The 17,612-nt window shown below is 55.8% G+C and carries 16 protein-coding genes; 7 read left to right on the top strand and 9 right to left on the bottom strand.

Features of this window, described 5'->3' with window-relative positions:
* The first annotated feature begins 234 nt into the window (after positions 1 to 234).
* Both QPL95_RS17325 and QPL95_RS17320 read left to right on the top strand, forming a co-directional pair.
* Positions 235 to 846, top strand: a complete 612-nt coding sequence (locus QPL95_RS17325; protein ID WP_303292176.1) for a hypothetical protein — start codon at positions 235 to 237, stop codon at positions 844 to 846.
* 260 nt (positions 847 to 1,106) lie between these two features.
* The gene (locus QPL95_RS17320) at positions 1,107 to 2,378 is read left to right on the top strand and encodes a hypothetical protein (RefSeq protein ID WP_303292175.1); all 1,272 of its coding nucleotides are present in this window, start codon (positions 1,107 to 1,109) and stop codon (positions 2,376 to 2,378) included.
* A gap of 89 nt (positions 2,379 to 2,467) precedes the next feature.
* Here the strand turns inward: QPL95_RS17320 and QPL95_RS17315 are convergent, their stop codons facing one another.
* The gene (locus QPL95_RS17315) at positions 2,468 to 2,968 is read right to left on the bottom strand and encodes a lactoylglutathione lyase family protein (protein WP_303292174.1); all 501 of its coding nucleotides are present in this window, start codon (positions 2,966 to 2,968) and stop codon (positions 2,468 to 2,470) included.
* Positions 2,969 to 3,056: 88 nt separating this feature from the next.
* Between QPL95_RS17315 and QPL95_RS17310 the strand changes: the two genes are divergently transcribed.
* Together QPL95_RS17310 and QPL95_RS17305 are read left to right on the top strand one after the other, a co-directional pair.
* Positions 3,057 to 3,944 (top strand): LysR family transcriptional regulator, encoded by an 888-nt coding sequence (locus QPL95_RS17310; protein WP_368389762.1) that lies wholly within the window; start codon positions 3,057 to 3,059, stop codon positions 3,942 to 3,944.
* Between the two features lie 233 nt (positions 3,945 to 4,177).
* Positions 4,178 to 4,885, top strand: a complete 708-nt coding sequence (locus tag QPL95_RS17305) for an SGNH/GDSL hydrolase family protein (RefSeq protein ID WP_303292173.1) — start codon at positions 4,178 to 4,180, stop codon at positions 4,883 to 4,885.
* A gap of 13 nt (positions 4,886 to 4,898) precedes the next feature.
* Here the strand turns inward: QPL95_RS17305 and QPL95_RS17300 are convergent, their stop codons facing one another.
* Entirely contained in the window at positions 4,899 to 5,060 is a 162-nt protein-coding gene (locus tag QPL95_RS17300) for a CCGSCS motif protein (protein ID WP_303292172.1), read from the bottom strand.
* A 249-nt stretch (positions 5,061 to 5,309) separates the two neighbouring features.
* On the opposite strand from QPL95_RS17300, the gene QPL95_RS17295 reads away from it, so the two are divergent.
* Complete coding sequence (locus tag QPL95_RS17295; protein WP_303292171.1) at positions 5,310 to 5,795, top strand: GNAT family N-acetyltransferase; 486 nt, start codon at positions 5,310 to 5,312, stop codon at positions 5,793 to 5,795.
* 4 nt (positions 5,796 to 5,799) lie between these two features.
* Entirely contained in the window at positions 5,800 to 6,309 is a 510-nt protein-coding gene (locus QPL95_RS17290) for a methylated-DNA--[protein]-cysteine S-methyltransferase (protein WP_303292170.1), read from the top strand.
* Here QPL95_RS17290 and QPL95_RS17285 read toward each other — a convergent pair.
* Positions 6,272 to 7,150 (bottom strand): metal-dependent hydrolase, encoded by an 879-nt coding sequence (locus QPL95_RS17285; RefSeq protein WP_303292169.1) that lies wholly within the window; start codon positions 7,148 to 7,150, stop codon positions 6,272 to 6,274. The two genes, QPL95_RS17290 and QPL95_RS17285, sit on opposite strands and share 38 nt — an antisense overlap.
* 90 nt (positions 7,151 to 7,240) lie before the next feature.
* Positions 7,241 to 9,310 carry a dehydrogenase gene (locus tag QPL95_RS17280; RefSeq protein ID WP_303292168.1) on the bottom strand — a complete coding sequence of 690 codons (2,070 nt, stop codon included), beginning with the start codon at positions 9,308 to 9,310 and terminating at the stop codon, positions 7,241 to 7,243.
* A 150-nt stretch (positions 9,311 to 9,460) separates the two neighbouring features.
* On the opposite strand from QPL95_RS17280, the gene QPL95_RS17275 reads away from it, so the two are divergent.
* Positions 9,461 to 10,480, top strand: a complete 1,020-nt coding sequence (locus tag QPL95_RS17275; RefSeq protein ID WP_303292167.1) for a class I fructose-bisphosphate aldolase — start codon at positions 9,461 to 9,463, stop codon at positions 10,478 to 10,480.
* A gap of 9 nt (positions 10,481 to 10,489) precedes the next feature.
* Here QPL95_RS17275 and QPL95_RS17270 read toward each other — a convergent pair whose 3' ends face one another.
* The 5 genes from QPL95_RS17270 to htpG form a co-directional block, all read right to left on the bottom strand.
* Positions 10,490 to 11,458: an MBL fold metallo-hydrolase gene (locus tag QPL95_RS17270; RefSeq protein ID WP_303292180.1), complete on the bottom strand. Its 969-nt coding sequence runs from the start codon at positions 11,456 to 11,458 to the stop codon at positions 10,490 to 10,492.
* A 114-nt stretch (positions 11,459 to 11,572) separates the two neighbouring features.
* Entirely contained in the window at positions 11,573 to 12,550 is a 978-nt protein-coding gene (locus tag QPL95_RS17265) for a tRNA-dihydrouridine synthase (RefSeq protein ID WP_303292166.1), read from the bottom strand.
* 135 nt (positions 12,551 to 12,685) lie between these two features.
* Positions 12,686 to 14,857, bottom strand: a complete 2,172-nt coding sequence (gene katG / locus QPL95_RS17260; protein ID WP_303292165.1) for a catalase/peroxidase HPI — start codon at positions 14,855 to 14,857, stop codon at positions 12,686 to 12,688.
* Positions 14,858 to 15,209: 352 nt separating this feature from the next.
* Positions 15,210 to 15,428 (bottom strand): DUF2835 domain-containing protein, encoded by a 219-nt coding sequence (locus QPL95_RS17255; RefSeq protein WP_303292164.1) that lies wholly within the window; start codon positions 15,426 to 15,428, stop codon positions 15,210 to 15,212.
* A 13-nt stretch (positions 15,429 to 15,441) separates the two neighbouring features.
* Positions 15,442 to 17,334: a molecular chaperone HtpG gene (gene htpG, locus QPL95_RS17250; RefSeq protein WP_303292163.1), complete on the bottom strand. Its 1,893-nt coding sequence runs from the start codon at positions 17,332 to 17,334 to the stop codon at positions 15,442 to 15,444.
* Positions 17,335 to 17,612: the final 278 nt, after the last annotated feature.

The raw sequence follows: 17,612 nt of genomic DNA, 5'->3' as shown, positions 1-17,612 counted from the left end.
ATGGACCATGCCGATCCGCGATTGGAAGCCGGCATTGAATCGCTTTATTATCGAGTTCGGTGACCGCCTGGACGGCCACCTGTAATGGGATGGGCAGTTACACAGATTTATTTACAGGCTCCCGTAGAGGTCAGGGATTGGCTGAAAAACCACGAGAGAAAGATGGCCATTGTTCAGTTCATTGGTTCTGAATAAAAGCGATTTCCAGGTTCACTGAGGACTCCCCAAAGCAACATGATGAATCAAACCAGATGGCAAACCCTGATGAACGCTATGGGGCTTCCGCCTTCAACAGAGTGTTATAACGCGCTTCACGGCGCCTACTCAGAGAAGCGCCGGTTCTACCATACGGTCGACCACATCGATGCCATGCTCAGCCACTTTGACGGCGTAAAGGAAATCGCTGAGAGACCGGAAGAGCTGGAGCTTGCCATCTGGTTCCACGATGCCATCTACAAGCCCCTCTCGAAGACCAACGAGCTAGACAGCGCAAACTGGGCACAAACGTTTCTTGCCTCCCACGATTACCACGAGGCGGGTATCGCGCGCGTGCACACCCTGATCATGGCCACGCTGCACAACGGCAGTTTAAAGTGCCACGATGAGCAGCTCATCGTCGATATCGATCTCGCCATTCTGGGTGCCCCGCCAGCGGTGTACGATCAGTTTGAACGTAACGTGCGCAAGGAGTATCGGCTTGTGCCCTGGTTCATCTACCGCAAGAAGCGAAAAGAGTTACTTCAATCCTTTCTTAGCAGCCCCAGCGTCTACAACCTTGAGCTTTTCAAAGAAAGGTATGAACGCGCAGCAAGGGATAACATTGGCAGAGCCATCAATAGGCTTTAAAGGGCGCGGGGATAACGGCAGTCCCAGCGCCAAAATACATCAGCCCTCCTCTGTTCCATTTTTTGTGTTATCACCAGCATTGCCTAAACTCATCGAAGGTTCTCCATCTTCGGGCTTTCTGCCTCCGCACAGATTTCCTATCTGTGCCTCAGCTGCCTTAATGTCTTGATGTCTTGATGGTCCGCAGTGTTCCTATCTATGGAGTCAGGATGCCTTCCTGCTCTGCCAAATAGTTCAGAACAAGCATGAGGACATGCATCATGAGAATTATCTTTCGATCAAACGGAGGCCCTGTATCTACCGTCTATTACCGAATCTTTGATGCGGACGACACGATGCATTGGTTCGGCCTCGCTGATGGCAGAATCGACCTGTCAAAATACGGGCGTGAGTCTCGGGATGCTTTTAAAGATCTTTCTACTGGGCACTCGAAAGTCACCCTGGAGTTAAAATGGGGCGGCGTCACGGGGAGTTCCATCGTTGGTGCTGGCAAGCACTACTCCGGAACCAGCAACGTGGTGGTCACGCCGGTTATGACCCCGGTGGAAATCACCAGCGAACCATTGGAACTGATAAAACTCAGCGGCAAAAGCGACCAGACCATTCTTCGAGACATCGGTAATATCCAAGCACAGCAAGGCTTCACGATTGATGCCAAGCAGGCGGCCGACATAGCGATGGCTATTGTGGATGGTTTAATCGGTGGGTACGCCAAATCCAGCGTGGTTTTGGGCACCTCGAAAACCGGCGTTGGTCTTGCGGGGCAGATACTCAGCTTGTTTGGCACAAGCACAAAACCTGAGCCCCTTAAACTCGAAGATATCACCAGCAGTCTGATAGCGGCCCTTAGCCAGAATGAGGCCAAGGTCCAGTCTGCCAAGATTATGTTGGTGTCTCGTTGGCTGGATCACTATATTTCCAAATCCATCGCATTGAGCTCTGCGGGCGGTAACGCAGGCCAGGACCTTTCGGATTATGACAAACAGGAATTCCGGGATGAATTGAACGCGCATCTGGATGGCAGGACCGATTTCCAGGGCGCAATGGTGGTTCTCGAACACAACCGCGAGATAAGACAATACGTGATACCGGAATACATCATCGGGTTAACGCTGCGGCTACACATGGAGCGACTGCATCTGCACGTCAAGAAAGAGCAGTCTCCTCTTGATAGTCACGACATTGAGAGAGTCATCAACCTGGCCAAAGGCTACGTCGCCACTCTTCATGAATGTGAGGCAGACTTCAAAAAGCTCCGCGCCAACCTGATCCGAAAACATCCTCTGATCGACCCAAGCTGGGAGGATTACACCACACTCCCACCGGGTTCTGGCATTATCGACGTTGTCGACATGAGTGGCCCGGAAGGTGCCTGTTTTGGCCGGGGGATTACCGTGAAATATCTGGCCGGAGATCGTTGGTTGATCACCAAAACCATCAACGCACTGAGCAAAATCATCAAGGAGATGGAAAGCTACAACTTGGGTGAAACTTCGCCACCGAGGCCGCCGGAAGTAAAAAGCCTGCCATAGGGGCCGGGGCCTCACTGTCGGCCACACAACGGTCGACAGTGCGGCAGCCATGGACCGCTGCCCGCCCTTCCATCGCTTGTTATCCAGGCTCAGTAAGCCCCTTCACTGTAGATCAGCTCATAGCTGTGGCTGTAGATCTCCACAATATTGCCGAAAGGGTCTTCCATGTAGATCATGCGGTACGGCTTTTTGCCTGGATAGTAGTAGCGCGGCTTCTCCATCCGGCGCTTGCCGCCCGCGGCCACAATGCGCTCGGCCAACTCTTCCAGATGGGGGTCTTGCACGCAGAAGTGGAACACGCCAGTCTTCCAGTACTCGAAGTTGTCCTCCGGGTTGGTCTGGTTACGGAACTGGAACAGCTCTACCCCGATCCGGTCGCCGGTAGACAGGTGCGCAATACGGAAGCCACCCCACCCAGCGCCGAAAACGTCGGTACACATCTCTCCGATGGCGCTGTCGTCTTCTTCGATCTCGGTCGGTTCCATAATCAGGTACCAGCCCATCACGTCGGTGTAGAACTTAACGGCTTGGTCCAGATCTGGCACTGAGATGCCAATGTGCGAAAAGTTTCTTGGGTAAACATTACTCATGGTGCTCTCCTCATTGATACTGCGAACAGGTTACAGAGCACGATTAATCACGTAAAATTATCGTTCATCATATAAATGATTACCGTTTATGATTACAAATATCATCTGGTTACGAACCTTCTGCACTCTGGTGGACGTCGGCCACTTCACCCGTACAGCAGAGCGGCTGCACATGACACAATCCGGCGTCAGCCAGCATATCCGCAAGCTGGAAGAACAGCTGGGCGTCGATCTTCTGATACGCCAGGGTAAGCAGTTTTTGTTATCGGAGGCGGGCCGAAGGCTTTATGCCGAAGCGCAAGACATTCTGCTGGCGCTGTCGAATCTCGAGCAGCGAATTGGCGACGACCCTCCCCACGAGGGGCCAGTGCGCATCATGTCACCAGGTAGCATAGGGCTTAAGCTGTATCCCAAACTTCTGGAACTTCAGGCCCGCCACCCAAAGCTCTGCATTGATTACCGGTTTGCCCCCAATCAAGACGTGGAGCAGGCCATTGCCAACTCCAGAGCTGATCTGGGCTTCATGACGACAAGATCTACCCTCGCCGATGTGCAGTGCACTGCCATTGCAGAAGAATCGCTATTGCTGGTTACACCAGCCAGCACACCGGATACAAGCTGGAATGCGCTCATGAATCTCGGCTTCGTGGATCATCCGGACGGCAGCCACCATGCCGCTCTGTTGCTCGGTGCCAACTTCCCCGAGTTCCAACACAGTAACCTGTTCCCTAAAACAGGCTTCTCCAATCAGATTGGGCTGATTCTGGAACCCGTGAGCCTTGGCCTGGGCTTTACGGTTTTGCCCGCTCACGCGGTTGAAGCGTTTCATAATCCCGAATGCATCAAATCCCATCGGCTTGGAAAGCCCGTCCGTGAAACGGTTTACCTGTGTACACGCCGTCAGCAAGCTCTGCAAAAGCGGATGGAGACGGTGATAGCGGAAGCGAAGCTGTGGCTAGGTGCGCGCCCTCCGTAACATCCGAGTGACTAGCCGTGTCGCTCATGCCCGGAATGGACAGGGCTCCAAGTCACCCATCCTTCACACGCTCAACACGACATCCACACAATCAAACCCGGTCACCGGGGTGTTCATTGGGGCGGTCTGGTTCAAGGAGCACTATTCTCTTACGATCTGGTTGGGCGCCTTTGTCGTGATCGTCGGATTGCGGATGGGTAACCGTACCCCTCAACTGAAAACCGGAGATACACTTGCACCTACCTTTCTGGCTAACCACCGCCCTGCTCGCTCCAGTGTTGCTGTACCAGGGCAATCGCACCCGCAAGAGTACCCCGCGCCTGCCAGAGGCCCAGGGTCCCATGTCGGGCCAATACGGAGATGGTGATCCCGAGTTTCGGATTCTGGTAATTGGTGAGTCCACCGCCGCCGGTGTGGGCGTTGCCCGACACGACCAGGGCCTTGCCAGCCAGATAGCCCTGCAGATTCACCAGCGATCCGGCCAGACCGTTTCCTGGTACACCTTTGGTGTTAACGGTGTTCGACTTGGCCCGCTCAATAACGCATTGGTCAATATGGAACTGCCTCTGGCGGATGCCGTTGTTTTAAGCATGGGAGTGAACGACACCACAGGTTTTACACCACGGCATCAATTCCGCCAGCAACTACTGGCGCTTCGTGAGGCATTGGTGTCACGGCACCCAGCGCCACTGTATTTGCTGAGTGTACCGCCCATGCATTTGTTCACCGCACTGCCCTCACCACTTCGGCACATCGTGGGTTGGCGGGCACGACAATTGAATCGGGTATACGAGGAATTGGCCGAGCATGCACCAATGGGTTTCCGGTATCTGAGTTATCCGGCGCTCACCGATAAGTCGCTGCTCGCCAGCGATGGGTATCATCCTGGCGAGAACGGGTATCAGGCCATTGCCGAGGCTTTGGCTGAGAGCATCCGCTGAGGGTATTTTCTGATTACGAGCAGGAGCCGCAGCAGAAATTCTCACCGTGCTTGCCTTTACTCTGAGCCTCATCCTGGCTCGCCTCGGCGGTCTCATGTACCTCTACCGCTGACGCTGCCGTGGACTCGGCTTCTGCATCTTCTTTCATAACGATGTTCAGGAATGACAGTTTCATTGGAGCACCTCTGTTGTCGCTTAATAAGATTTATTTCGGATGCAGGTTATAATGAGGCGCCAGTCTGGTCAAGCGTATCCGTAGCAGACCAGAAATAAGGCTCACTGCTATACTTTTCACTGCTCACTGTTCAGGCTGTTGAGCGAGGTTGAAATGCTGGATTTTCTTGCTGGTGTCGGTATGCTGCGAAGAGTAGCTGGCGTATTGGTTTTCACCCTGCTTTCCAACACAGGCGCACTCTGAATTATCATGAGCACAGTCAAATCTCTCACCATTCGCAAGTACCGGATTCAGGATTTGAGCCCGGTGGTCCGTTTGTTTACCGATTCGGTTCACGAACTGACGGCTGCAGCCTACGATGAAACCCAGCGTTATGCCTGGGCGTCCCGCACACCCAATCTGGACACCTGGCAACAACGATTGGACGCGATGGAAACATTGGTGGCTGAGGAAGGCTCCGCTCTGGCAGGCTTTATTTCCTACGAGCCTAACGGCACGATTGACCTGGTGTTTACCGCGCCCAACTTCGCCCGTAAGGGTATTGCTTCGGCGCTGTATAACGAAGCGGAACAACAACTGAAGGAACGCGGCGTTCAGGAACTGCACACGGAGTCCAGCGTGGTTGCCAGGCCGTTTTTTGAAAGCCATGGGTTTGAAGTGATGGAAGAGCAACGAGTCACTGTTCGCGGTGCCCAGTTCCTTCGCTTTAACATGCGCAAGCAGTTGCAGGCGTAATGCCGTGATTCACTATGGGATTACCTCTTGCACCCTGGGCTGGCTGATAGCAGGCTGGTCAGAACAAGGGCTTTGCGCAATCGAGCTGGGGGATAGCGAAGAACAGCTTGTCGCCTTGCTCAGTGCGCACTTTCCCGATCAAACCTGCATGCCCGCTGGCACAGAAAGCGCTGAATCGCTTGCCCGGATTAGCCAGTTTATCGATGCTCCAGCAGGCACACTGGATTACCGGCTGGCACCAGAGGGCACGGCTTTTCAGCGCGAGGTCTGGACGTTGCTACAGACCATCCCACCTGGGCAGACGGTCAGTTATTCGGAGCTTGCGAACACGCTTGGCAGGCCTGAGGCCGTGCGCGCGGTGGCCAGTGCCTGCGGAGCCAACAAACTGGCGGTGATCATCCCTTGCCACCGAGTTGTACGGGCTGATGGTGGCCTCGGTGGTTACCGCTGGGGCATTGAGCGCAAACAGGCCCTGCTCAACCGCGAATCGACGCTGGCAACCAACGCTTCTTAGCCTTTTCCACCAGCTCTCGCGCATCGTTATCCCAGGGGTGGAACTTTGGGCTGTAATATTTTAGATAGGACGGCATAAGTTTCCGAAACACTCCGGGCTTGCCCCACATGTAGTTCAACGCGCCCAGCCAGGATTTCAGATTTCCCAGCTCACCGTCCGCTTTCATCAACTGCACCAGATGAATGGTGGTGAACAGCGGGAACACCACGCTCACAACCATCATTTCCGTGACCCGGATGAACTCGCTGCCGCCTACGCTTTTATAGACGTCGAAAGCCACCGCCTTGTGCTCTGACTCTTCAATGGCATGCCAGGCCCAAACCGGCGCAATCCGAGGGTCCATTTCATCAAGGGCATCGAATTTGAGCAGGAACTCTTCTGCCATCAAGGCGGTGAAGTGCTCAACCGCTACGGTATGGGCCAATTGGCGCTCAGGGGTGAAGCGTTTGCGCAGCCGGTCCATAAACCACTGCACTTCCCTCTCCAGACGAGCCAGCCCAACGCCCCGCTCTTCCAAAAAACCGTTCATCAACTTGTGTTCTTTGGAATGATGGGCTTCCTGGCCGATAAATGCGCGAATGGCCTTCTTCAATTCCGGGTCGGTTATCTGATCTTGATAGTAGCGAACCGAATCAATGAAGAATTTTTCGCCAGGTGGAAAGCTGGATGACAATGCGGCCAGCAACAGAGTCTTGACCGGGTCGTTATCCCACCAATACCTGGGCAGATCGTCCGGAAAGTTGAAATCCGGACTGCGCACGACCGGCATCTGGCCCGGCGGTGTGGCCGACCGGTACTGGGCGGAGTTGGCCTTCTTGATCTGAGAAGCCGGAGCATTCATTGGATATCTCCCGTAAACCTGCAGGTTTTGTCTATTACCTACAGGCTACTCGTCCAGGCTGGCTTGCGTCAGGTGTTTCTAGGCCAATTTTTATGCCGGTGATGACAAAGCCGGCTCGCTGGACTCTTCTGCCAGGGTTCGCACCCGTTCAAAATCTGCTTCCGTGAAAACGCCGTTCACTCCGGAAACAGCCGCCAGCTCCATCCCGTGCTTCAATCCAAGTTTGTAGATTTCCCGAACCTTTTCCCACTCGATATTACGGCCCAGGGTGAAGTTCTCGAACCGGGCTTCCAGTGCCAACACGATGGTTTCGGCCAGGCAGGCGTAAGCAATGCCCTTGGGCAGGCCAATGTCTTTCATTTTTACCGTACCCGGCAACTGGATTTCGCCGGATTCAATCACCAGCACATCGGGGCGTTTGGCGACATCCTCTGGCGGGATATCCAACGGCCTGGCCACATCGGTGATTACACAGCCGGGTTTCACCTTCATGATGTCCAGGATACGTTTACCGGCGCCAGAAGTGGCCGTCACAACCATGTCCATGTCTGACAGGTCCCGGTCGGTCGTGGCGGCCACATGCACGATGGCCCCGGGAGTTTCCAGTTCAATGCTCTCTTTGAGCGCCAGCAGCTTGGCGGCTTCCGGCGCGACCATGTAAATTTCATCGACTGCCTTGGCCAGTAGCCGGGCGCAGACCGAACCAATCGCGCCGGTGGCCCCCACCACCATCGCCTTGCCCGCCATTTTGCCACTTTTGCCAATACCCACCCGGCCGACCTTTCTGGCCGCATCGTGAGCGGCCCAAAGTGCGCCAGAGGCACTGTAGCTGTTGCCGGTGGTGATGGGCAGCGGTGCCCGCTTGGCAACCGTAATGCCGGCATCACCCACCACTTTGGTGAACGCGCCCAGGCCCATAATCTGGGCGCCCAGCTTTTTGGCCAGTTTGGCGGCCGCCAGCAACCGGCTGTAGGTGAACTCCGGATCATGAGCCATGATCTCTTTCGGAGTGCCGCCCACGGTGATCAACCAGCCTTCGACTTCGTCACCGGTGGGCGAGGTGATGCCAGACACCTTGGAATAGACAAAGGGCGGCGTGTAGGCAATGGCTTTTTCCACCAGGTTCATCACAGCCGGCGGCGACACGCTGGCCACCCAGTCCAGGGGTGGCGTTTTGGTCAGATACTGCTGCGACAGCGGGTGGATCACAAAGGCAAAACGATTTACCCGGCGGTAGCCGTTGGGGTACAGAATACGGGGTTCGATGCCCAGCCGCTCGATCACGTCCAGAAAGTCATCGGCGCCTAGCTGCTCCGGTGTGCGAGACAGCGCCGCACTGATCATCGCTTCCATCACATTGACACCCACCGGCCGCCCTTCCAGCCAGGGGCTGTAGTCCACCACCATGGCCACTTTTCGGGAGCGGAACCAGTCCAGGGCCGATTCGGTCACCCGAGAGGTAATCACCGTTTTGCCATCGAGCTCCCGTTCCGAGAACATCTCAAGATCACCCATCGCACCGACGATCACATGGCAGTCCTTCACGGATTCATGAAGCGAACCGCTGATCAGCTTTTCACCCATTCGATACAAGGGTGTTCGGTGCAGCCTCTCGATCACTTTGACAGCATTGGGGCTAAACATCACCGGCGAGGTTAGCCTGGTATAGGTTTCCAGTTGGCCCAGTGAGGTCAGCAGGCGCGGGGCACCAAAATCCAGATAGGGATCGGCAAACAGCAAGTTGTCCGTATGTTCCGACAAAGCTTTGGCAATACGAAAACCGGCCTGACCGTTCATGAACATTACCCGGGCGTTGTCGAAGAAATGCCCCAGTTCAGTTTGGGTGTGGCGCACGGCCCATTCCTGCAGGATACCTCGCAAGCCGGCACCGGTGGTGACCGGTTTGTCGGGCACACAGGCCTCAAGCCGGGCGGTGTCGGGATGCTGCAACTGTTCCCGCCCCACCTGATAGTGATCGTGAATCATGCTCAGACCAATGGCATCCGCCTGTTCCCTGACCGAATCGAGAATGGCTTCGGCCCGCTCCAGGTTGCCATCGGTTCCGACACGGACCACGCGAAAGGTCTGACCGAGAAATTCGGTTTCGAGCTCGTAGTCGTACTCAGACGAGCCCTGGCTGACACTGACAACGGTTTTCATGGCTGACTTCCCTTTTGTCTTGTTATGCATCAAGTCTAGAAGTTGCCGGAGGATCCTGCCTTAGCTCAGATCAAATAACGACACGGGAATTAACGACTAAACTGAGCTGAGCACTCGATAAAACGCCAACACCTGACTAAAGGAGGCTCCATGACCATTCAGGAAGAACTTAGCGCCACCATTGCCGATCTCGTGCAACCGGGCAAAGGCATTCTGGCCGCAGACGAAAGCTCCCCTACCATTGCAAAACGCTTCAAAGCCGTTGGCGTTGAATCCACGGAAGCCACACGGCGCGAATACCGCAGCATTATTTTCTCCACACCCGGCCTTGGCGAACACATCAGCGGCGTGATTCTGTACGAAGAAACCCTGGAACAACTGAGCCTGGATGACGTCGCTATCCCCAAGCTGCTTGCCAGTCAGGGCATTGTGCCCGGCATCAAGGTTGACCAAGGCAAAGGCCCGCTGGTGAATGCCCCGGGGGACGAGATTACCTACGGTCTGGATGGCTTGGCTGCACGGCTGGAGCATTACAAATCCATGGGTGCGCGATTCGCCAAGTGGCGGGATGTGTTCCATATCTCGGATAACCTGCCCTCATTCCAGGCCATCAAATCCAACGCCGAGGTACTGGCCCGCTATGCCGCCGTGTGTCAGTCCATGGGTATTGTGCCGATCGTCGAGCCGGAGGTACTGATTGACGGGAATCACACCATCGAACGGGCCGCAGAGGTGAGCGAAGACGTATTGCTGGAAGTGTTCAAGGCCCTGCACCGGCACCGGGTGAACCTGGAATGCATGGTGCTGAAGCCCAGCATGGTGACACCGGGCAAGGAATCCGGCAAAGCCACGCCCGAACAGGTTGCCGAAGCGACACTGAGCGTGTTCCGGCGCGTTGTGCCGGCGGCCGTGCCGGGGATTTTCTTCCTTTCCGGCGGCCAGACGCCCGAAGAATCCACCGAAAACCTCAATGCCCTGAACAGCCTGGGCTACCACCCTTGGGAGCTGAGTTTCTCCTATGGCCGGGCGTTGCAGGAACCGGCCCAGAAAGCCTGGGCCGGAAAACTGGAGAATGCCGGGGCAGCACAGGCCGCCATGAAAAAACGGGCGAGACTCAATGGCCTTGCCCGTTCCGGTGACTATACCCCCGCAATGGAAAGCGAGGGCTGATACTCGCCGTCAGTTACAACCGCTCACGCACCCGGCGGAACCGTTGAAGGCCATGGTCTGGCCGCTCAGCGGGACATAAACCGGCATGGATGCCAGTTCCCGGAACTGTGCCGTGCGGGTGCCCTCTTTCAGTTTTCCGCTCTCGGTAGCCGGTTCGTTGGCGTGCGATGCAATGACGGCCGCTGGCTCAATCAGGTCGTTCACCACATAGGCCGCTTCTTTCGGACCGGTGGTAAAGGTGTCGCCAATATTCATCACCACCAGCTGGGCCCCGTAGTGGTCATTCACCACCAGCTTCTGCTCGGCAGTAATCCCGGTATCCCCGGACAGATACACTACCAGGCCATTGCTGAAGGTCAGCACGTAACCGGTAGGTGGTCCCACACTGGCCCCCACGCCGGCTGCAGCCAGGTAGTCCGCCAGCGGCCCGGACAGAAACGACGGTGACACCCCGTTGCTGTGTACAGCCGGTACCGTGGTAATCGACACACCACCGATGTCCCGGCTTCCGCCAAAGCGCACCAGTACCGATTTCGACGGATCACCGCCACCTTCTTTCAGTTTCGCAGCAAAGAACGCAGGCATTTCGCTGCCGGTCACAATGGTGGCGTTTTTCTTCAGGGCAATGTCCACGGTATTGGATTGAGGCAGGCTGGAAACCGATGTATCCGGGCTGGCACAACTGCCCTGATTGGTCTTGGCGATGCGCTGGTCTCCCACGTGGTCACCATGCATGTGCGAAACCAGCACGGCATCAATGTTGCCTAGCCGCGGGTCATCGCCGCCGGCCACGGTTCGGCCGGCATCGTAGAGAATACGGGTGCCGTTGGGGTCTTCGAAGACCAGGGCGCGGTCGCGGCTGCAGAACTCACCGTCGTGGCTGCCTAAGGGTGTTACTTTGACGACGTGATCGTCTGCCTGCGCGGCGGTAGCCGCCGTCAGCGCCAGGGTGGCGCCAAAAAAAAGATGGGCCGCCATGCCCGCTGTTTTTGATCTCATGGTGTTGTCCCTCTCGTTTACATGAACCGGAAGGATTTACGACAACAATCCCGGTTTGTACCAGTCTAGTTCAGAGGAACGAAAAGTGAGGAATCAGGCAGCGTTGGAGCTGCGCTGCGACAAGTCAACCGGTTGATCCAGACAGGCCAGCATCGGCGCCACTTCGCGGATTTTACGGGCCTGGGGCCACAGGGCTTCGGCTTCGGCAAAGCCCTGGCGCAGGTAGTTGAGCCATTGCTTGATGCGGCCGGTCACATATTTGTCCTCCAGGCGGGTTTGCAGGGCGGCAGCGTATTCCCGCACCAGAACCACAGCCTCTGCCCAGCTCATGGGATCCAGCACCTCACCGTTCTGGGAGGCTTTAATCTGTGCCGCCAGGTCCGGCCGGGCGATCAGGCCCCGGCCGATCATCACATCGTCGCAGCCGGAGACTTTCCGGCACCGCCAGTAATCGTCCACGGTCCAGATTTCACCATTGGCGATGACGTGGCTTTTAACCGCTTCGCGTACCTTGGCGATTTCTTCCCAGTAAGCGGGTGGCTTGTAACCATCCACCTTGCTGCGGGCGTGAATAACAATCTCGGAGGCGCCGGCCGCTTCCAGAGCCTGGCCACAGGCCACGCCCATGGAACGGTCGTCATAGCCCAGGCGCATCTTGGCTGTGACCGGAATATCCGCAGGCACCGCTTTACGAACGGCCGCGGTGATTTCATACATCAGCTCCGGCTCGCGCATCAGTACACAGCCGCCCTTATGCTTGTTCACAGTCTTGGCCGGGCAGCCGAAGTTGATGTCCACCTGCCCTGCTCCCAGCTCGGCGGCCTTGGCCCCATGACGGCCCATCATTTCAGCGTTGGAGCCCAGCAGTTGAACGGCCACTGGCGTGCCCACTTCGGTCAGCGCATTGTTGTAAAGTTCAGGGGCGTACTTGTAGAAAATCCGGGGCGGAAGCATGCCGTGGGTCACGCGAATAAATTCCGTCACGCACCGGTCAATCCCGCCGACCTTGGTCAGGGTTTCGCGGATAGGTGCGTCGACCAGCCCTTCCATCGGGGCAAGGATGATTCGCATGAAGGCTCCAGGAACTGAGAGAAATGAATCAGAATGCGGCTGATCAAAAATCAGGCGGAGCGGATTGTAAGGAATTCGGGGGGAAATAGGTAGCCGGGCATCCCGAAACAGGATGCCCGGCTGGTTACTGCGGGTTTACTTCTTCACGTCAAAGCGGTCGTTGTTCATGACCTTGGTCCAGGCAGCAACGAAGTCCTTCACAAACTTCTCTTCGTTGTCGTCCTGGGCGTACACCTCGGCGTATGAACGCAGGATGGAGTTGGAGCCAAACACCAGATCTACACGGGTCGCCGTGAACTTGGTGTTGCCGTTCTTGCGATCCACGATGTTGTACGAGTTCTTGCCAGTTGGCTCCCAACGGTTAGCCATGTCCGTCAGGTTGACGAAAAAGTCGTTGGTCAGCTGGCCAACGCGGTCCGTAAACACGCCGTGGCGGGTTCCACCATAGTTAGTACCCAGCACTCGCATACCACCGAGCAGAACCGTCATTTCGGGTGCTGTCAGACCCATGAGCTGAGCTCGGTCCAGCAGCATTTCTTCCGGCTTGACGACGTAATCCTTCTTCTGCCAGTTGCGGAAAGCATCAGAGAGCGGCTCCATCGGTTCGAACGATTCTGCATCGGTCATCTCGTCCGTTGCATCGCCACGCCCCTTAAGGAACGGTACATGAACCTCGTAGCCAGCAGCTTTCGCAGCCTGCTCTACACCCAGGTTACCGCCAACCACAATGACATCTGCAATGCTGGCACCGGTTTCGGCGGAGATTGCTTCGTATACCTTCAAAACCTTAGCCAGGCGCTTCGGCTCATTGCCTTCCCAGTCCTTCTGCGGAGCCAGGCGAATACGAGCGCCGTTGGCACCGCCCCGCATGTCTGAACCGCGGTAGGTACGGGCGCTGTCCCAGGCAGTCGAGACCAGTTCATTGATACTTAACCCTGCCTCGGCAATCTTTTCTTTCACCACTTCTTCGATGTAGTTGGTTTCACCCTGAGGCACCGGATCCTGCCAGATCAGGTCTTCCGCGGGCACACCCGGGCCCACATAACGGGACTTCGGCCCCATGTCCCGGTGAGTCAGCTTAAACCACGCTCGCGCGAAGCAATCTTTGAAGTACTCGGGATCGGCCATGAACTTTTCGCAGATCGGCCGGAATGCCGGGTGCATTTTCATTGCCATGTCCGCGTCTGTCATAATCGGGTTGTGACGGATGGACGGGTCGGTCGCATCAATGGGTTTGTGTTCTTCCTTGATATCGACCGGCTCCCATTGATTCGCGCCTGCAGGGCTCTTTTTTAACTCCCACTCATAACCAAACAGTAGATCAAAGTAACCCATATCAAACTGGGTCGGGTTGGTGGTCCAGGCACCTTCAATACCAGAAGTAATGGCATTGGCAGCCTTACCCTTCATGTTCGGGTTGTGCCAGCCGAAGCCCTGTTCGTGTACGTCGGCACCTTCCGGCTCAGCCCCGAGAGCATCCGCATCACCGTTACCATGGGTTTTACCTACGGTGTGGCCACCAGCGGTCAGTGCTGCGGTTTCTTCGGCATTCATGGCCATGCGGGCAAACGTTTCGAGTACCTGGTCACCCGTCTTGATCGGATCGGATTGACCATTTACACCTTCCGGATTCACGTAAATAAGGCCCATCTGAACAGCCGCCAATGGATTTTCCATGGTGTCCGGCTTGTCGACGTTTTCATAACGACCATCGGAGGGCGCCAACCATTCTTTCTCCGCACCCCAATAGATGTCTTTTTCAGGATGCCAGATGTCTTCCCGGCCATAAGAGAAGCCGAAGGTTTTAAAACCCATTGATTCGTAGGCGACGTTACCGGCCAGGATGAACAGGTCTGCCCAGCTGACTTTATTACCGTACTTTTTCTTGAGCGGCCATAACAAGCGCCGTGCCTTGTCGAGGTTGCCGTTGTCGGGCCACGAGTTCAGCGGCGCAAAACGCTGGTTGCCAGTGCCGCCGCCGCCACGGCCATCAGCCAGTCGGTAGGTACCTGCGGAGTGCCATGCCATTCGGATCATCAAACCGCCATAGTGGCCCCAGTCTGCCGGCCACCAATCTTGGCTGTCTGTCATCAACGCGTGCATGTCTTTTTCGAGTGATTCGTAATCGAGCTTTTTAACCTCTTCCCGATAGCTGAAATCTTCCCCCATCGGATTGGTTTTTCGGTCATGCTGGTGAAGAATGTCAAGGTTCAGAGCCTCCGGCCACCAGTTCATCACATCACCCTTCTCGGCGGTGTTTGAACCGTGCATTACGGGGCACTTACCGCCAGTATTGTTCTGAGACATCGTCCTCTCCTGTTTCTTCGTCATTGACAAAAATTGTCTTCTTTATCAGGGCAAACTTAACTATAGATCACCCACGATTTGCTGCTTGAAACTTTACTACTGCCCGCATAGGGACAGCCTATAGGGCTGTCATTGCGCGATGGCATAGTTCTCCCAGTAGTGGGTCATAACTCCGAGAGCATCGTTCCAAATCTGATGAGTCAGCCTATTGAAAGCCGGCATCGGAAATCTCCTGCGTTGCTGAGATCACAGTCAGATTAACCCTCGGCACAATGAGAGAAACAATTAATTAACAATAAGATTGTGAAAGGTATTATTTATCGCTATACGCTCTAGCCTGAAACAGCCAGGCTCACAACCTTTCAATAGAGGAGAACTTACCGGAGTCGTCGAACAGAATACGAAAACTGCCCCGTACGCCATCCTGAAGGTAGAATCTGGAGAGAATACGAGCCGGGAAGCGGACAGAGCGCCCGTCCCGGCTCGTTGTGTGAACATCAGTGGCAATGCCCTGATAGAGCTTGATCCACTCATCAGGGCTGATTGCGATGTCCACAATGATCTGCTGCATGTCAGCGACCGGCTTAGTTAGCCAGCTCCAGCAGCAGACGGTTCAGACGGCTTACATAAGCGCCCGGATCTTTCAGCTGTTCGCCGCTGGCCAGAGTGGCCTGATCAAACAGGACCGCAGACAACTCGCCGAAGCGCTCATCTTTACTTTCCTGCTCCAGGCGCTGCACCAGTGGGTGGTCCACGTTGATTTCAAAGATCGGTTTGCTGTCTGGCACCTTCTGCCCCGCAGCTTCCATGATCTTCTTCATCTGTGCGCCCATATCAAACTGTCCGGTTACCAGGCAGGCCGGTGAATCGGTCAGGCGATTGGTTACCCGCACTTCCTGAACGCGATCTTCCAGTGCTTTCTGGATGCGATCGGTGAGGCCTTTGTGTTCCTTGGCGGCTTCTTCCTGGTGTTTCTTGTCTTCCTCGGTTTCCACTTCGCCGAGATCGAGGTCACCACGGGCAACATCCTGGAACTGCTTGCTGTCGTATTCGCTGAGGTAGCCCATCATCCACTCGTCAATACGATCAGACAGGATCAGCACCTCGATATCCTTCTTGCGGAACACCTCCAGGTGCGGGCTGCTCTTGGCGGCCATGAAGTTATCAGCAGTGACGTAGTAGATCTTGCTCTGACCTTCCTTCATCCGGGCGATGTAGTCGTCCAGAGACACGTTCTGGGTAGGCTCGCCGGTGTGAGTCGAGGCAAAGCGCAGCAGACCGGCGATTTTCTCGCGGTTGCTGAAATCCTCAGCCGGGCCTTCTTTCAGCACGGTGCCGAACTCGTCCCAAAAGCCCTGGTACTCGTCTGCATTCTTCTTGGCGAGCTTCGACAGCATGTCGAGCACACGCTTGGTGACGGCGGTGCGGATGCTTTCCACGGTGCTGTCGTTCTGCAGGATTTCACGGGAGACGTTCAACGACAGATCGTTGGAATCAATCACGCCTTTGGTGAAACGCAGGTACAACGGCAAGAACTGCTCGGCGTCGTCCATGATGAACACACGCTGCACGTACAGCTTCAGGCCGCGCGGGGCTTCCCGGTTGTACATATCAAACGGCGCACGCTTGGGCAGGTACAACAGGCTGGTGTAATCCAGCTTGCCTTCTACCTTGTTGTGGGACCAGGTCAGCGGATCTTCAAAGTCATGGCCGATGTGCTTGTAGAACTCTTTGTACTCTTCGTCTTTGATCTCGGTCCGCGGCAGCGTCCACAGGGCAGTAGCGTCGTTGACGGTTTCATATTCGCCCTGCTTGTCTTCTTCCTCAGACTCGGCCTTCATGACCACCGGGAAGGAGATGTGGTCAGAGTATTTCTTGACCAGGCTGCGCAGCTTCCAGCCGTCGGCGAATTCTTTGGCGTCTGACTTCAGATGAATCACAATCTCGGTACCGCGCTTTTCACGGCTAACCGGCTCGATGGTGAACTCGCCATCGCCTTTGGATTCCCAATGCACGCCCTCTTCCGCCGGTGTGCCGGCACGGCGGGTGAACACGTCCACTTTGTCGGCAACGATAAAGGCAGAATAGAAGCCCACGCCGAACTGGCCGATCAGCTTGCTGTCTTTCTTTTCATCACCAGACAACTGCTTGAGGAATTCGGCAGTGCCAGAGCGGGCGATGGTACCCAAGTTGGCGACGACGTCGTCACGGGTCATGCCGATGCCGTTGTCTGCCAAGGTAATGGTGCCGGCGTCTTTGTCGTAATCCAGGCGGATCTGGAGTTCGGAGTCGCCTTCAAACAGGCTGTCGTCTTTCAGGGCGGCGAAGCGCAGTTTGTCTTCGGCGTCTGAGGCGTTGGAAATCAGCTCACGAAGGAAGATTTCCTTGTTGGAGTACAGAGAGTGGATCATCAGGTGAAGCAGCTGCTTCACTTCGGTCTGGAATCCCAGGGTCTCTTTGTTGGTTTCTACCGTCATGGCTTTGTTTTCTCCTGCTCGGGTTCTAACTTTGGTGGAGCGGCCTGGGCCGGTAGGTTCTTCCAAAACACGCTGTGAATACGTCCATGTACGCTCTGCTCCGCCATCCATGGCTCCGCAAGGTTTTGGAAGAACCTACCGGCCCAGACCACCCGACTTTCGAGTTGGTCCAGTGACAGCACGATGTCTGGGCAAGTGGGTGGGGATGGCTTTCCGGAACCGTGCGGAGCCATGGATGGCGGAGCCCGAGCCGCACAGGGACGTCTCGAGGCGTGTTT

The organism is Marinobacter sp. SS5-14b (genome assembly GCF_030541005.1).
GTDB lineage: Bacteria > Pseudomonadota > Gammaproteobacteria > Pseudomonadales > Oleiphilaceae > Marinobacter.
Note: the sequence above shows the minus strand (reverse complement) of the source record. Positions and strands in the feature narration are given on the sequence as shown.

What these genes read in the sequence shown, in the direction of transcription:
- QPL95_RS17325 (WP_303292176.1), top strand. Translation starts at nt 235, where the DNA reads ATGATGAATCAAACCAGATGGCAAACCCTGATGAACGCTATGGGGCTT.
- QPL95_RS17320 (WP_303292175.1), top strand. Translation starts at nt 1,107, where the DNA reads ATGAGAATTATCTTTCGATCAAACGGAGGCCCTGTATCTACCGTCTAT.
- QPL95_RS17315 (WP_303292174.1), bottom strand. Translation starts at nt 2,968, where the DNA reads ATGAGTAATGTTTACCCAAGAAACTTTTCGCACATTGGCATCTCAGTG.
- QPL95_RS17310 (WP_368389762.1), top strand. Translation starts at nt 3,057, where the DNA reads ATGATTACAAATATCATCTGGTTACGAACCTTCTGCACTCTGGTGGAC.
- QPL95_RS17300 (WP_303292172.1), bottom strand. Translation starts at nt 5,060, where the DNA reads ATGAAACTGTCATTCCTGAACATCGTTATGAAAGAAGATGCAGAAGCC.
- QPL95_RS17295 (WP_303292171.1), top strand. Translation starts at nt 5,310, where the DNA reads ATGAGCACAGTCAAATCTCTCACCATTCGCAAGTACCGGATTCAGGAT.
- QPL95_RS17285 (WP_303292169.1), bottom strand. Translation starts at nt 7,150, where the DNA reads ATGAATGCTCCGGCTTCTCAGATCAAGAAGGCCAACTCCGCCCAGTAC.
- QPL95_RS17280 (WP_303292168.1), bottom strand. Translation starts at nt 9,310, where the DNA reads ATGAAAACCGTTGTCAGTGTCAGCCAGGGCTCGTCTGAGTACGACTAC.
- QPL95_RS17275 (WP_303292167.1), top strand. Translation starts at nt 9,461, where the DNA reads ATGACCATTCAGGAAGAACTTAGCGCCACCATTGCCGATCTCGTGCAA.
- QPL95_RS17270 (WP_303292180.1), bottom strand. Translation starts at nt 11,458, where the DNA reads ATGGCGGCCCATCTTTTTTTTGGCGCCACCCTGGCGCTGACGGCGGCT.
- QPL95_RS17265 (WP_303292166.1), bottom strand. Translation starts at nt 12,550, where the DNA reads ATGCGAATCATCCTTGCCCCGATGGAAGGGCTGGTCGACGCACCTATC.
- katG (WP_303292165.1), bottom strand. Translation starts at nt 14,857, where the DNA reads ATGTCTCAGAACAATACTGGCGGTAAGTGCCCCGTAATGCACGGTTCA.
- QPL95_RS17255 (WP_303292164.1), bottom strand. Translation starts at nt 15,428, where the DNA reads ATGCAGCAGATCATTGTGGACATCGCAATCAGCCCTGATGAGTGGATC.
- htpG (WP_303292163.1), bottom strand. Translation starts at nt 17,334, where the DNA reads ATGACGGTAGAAACCAACAAAGAGACCCTGGGATTCCAGACCGAAGTG.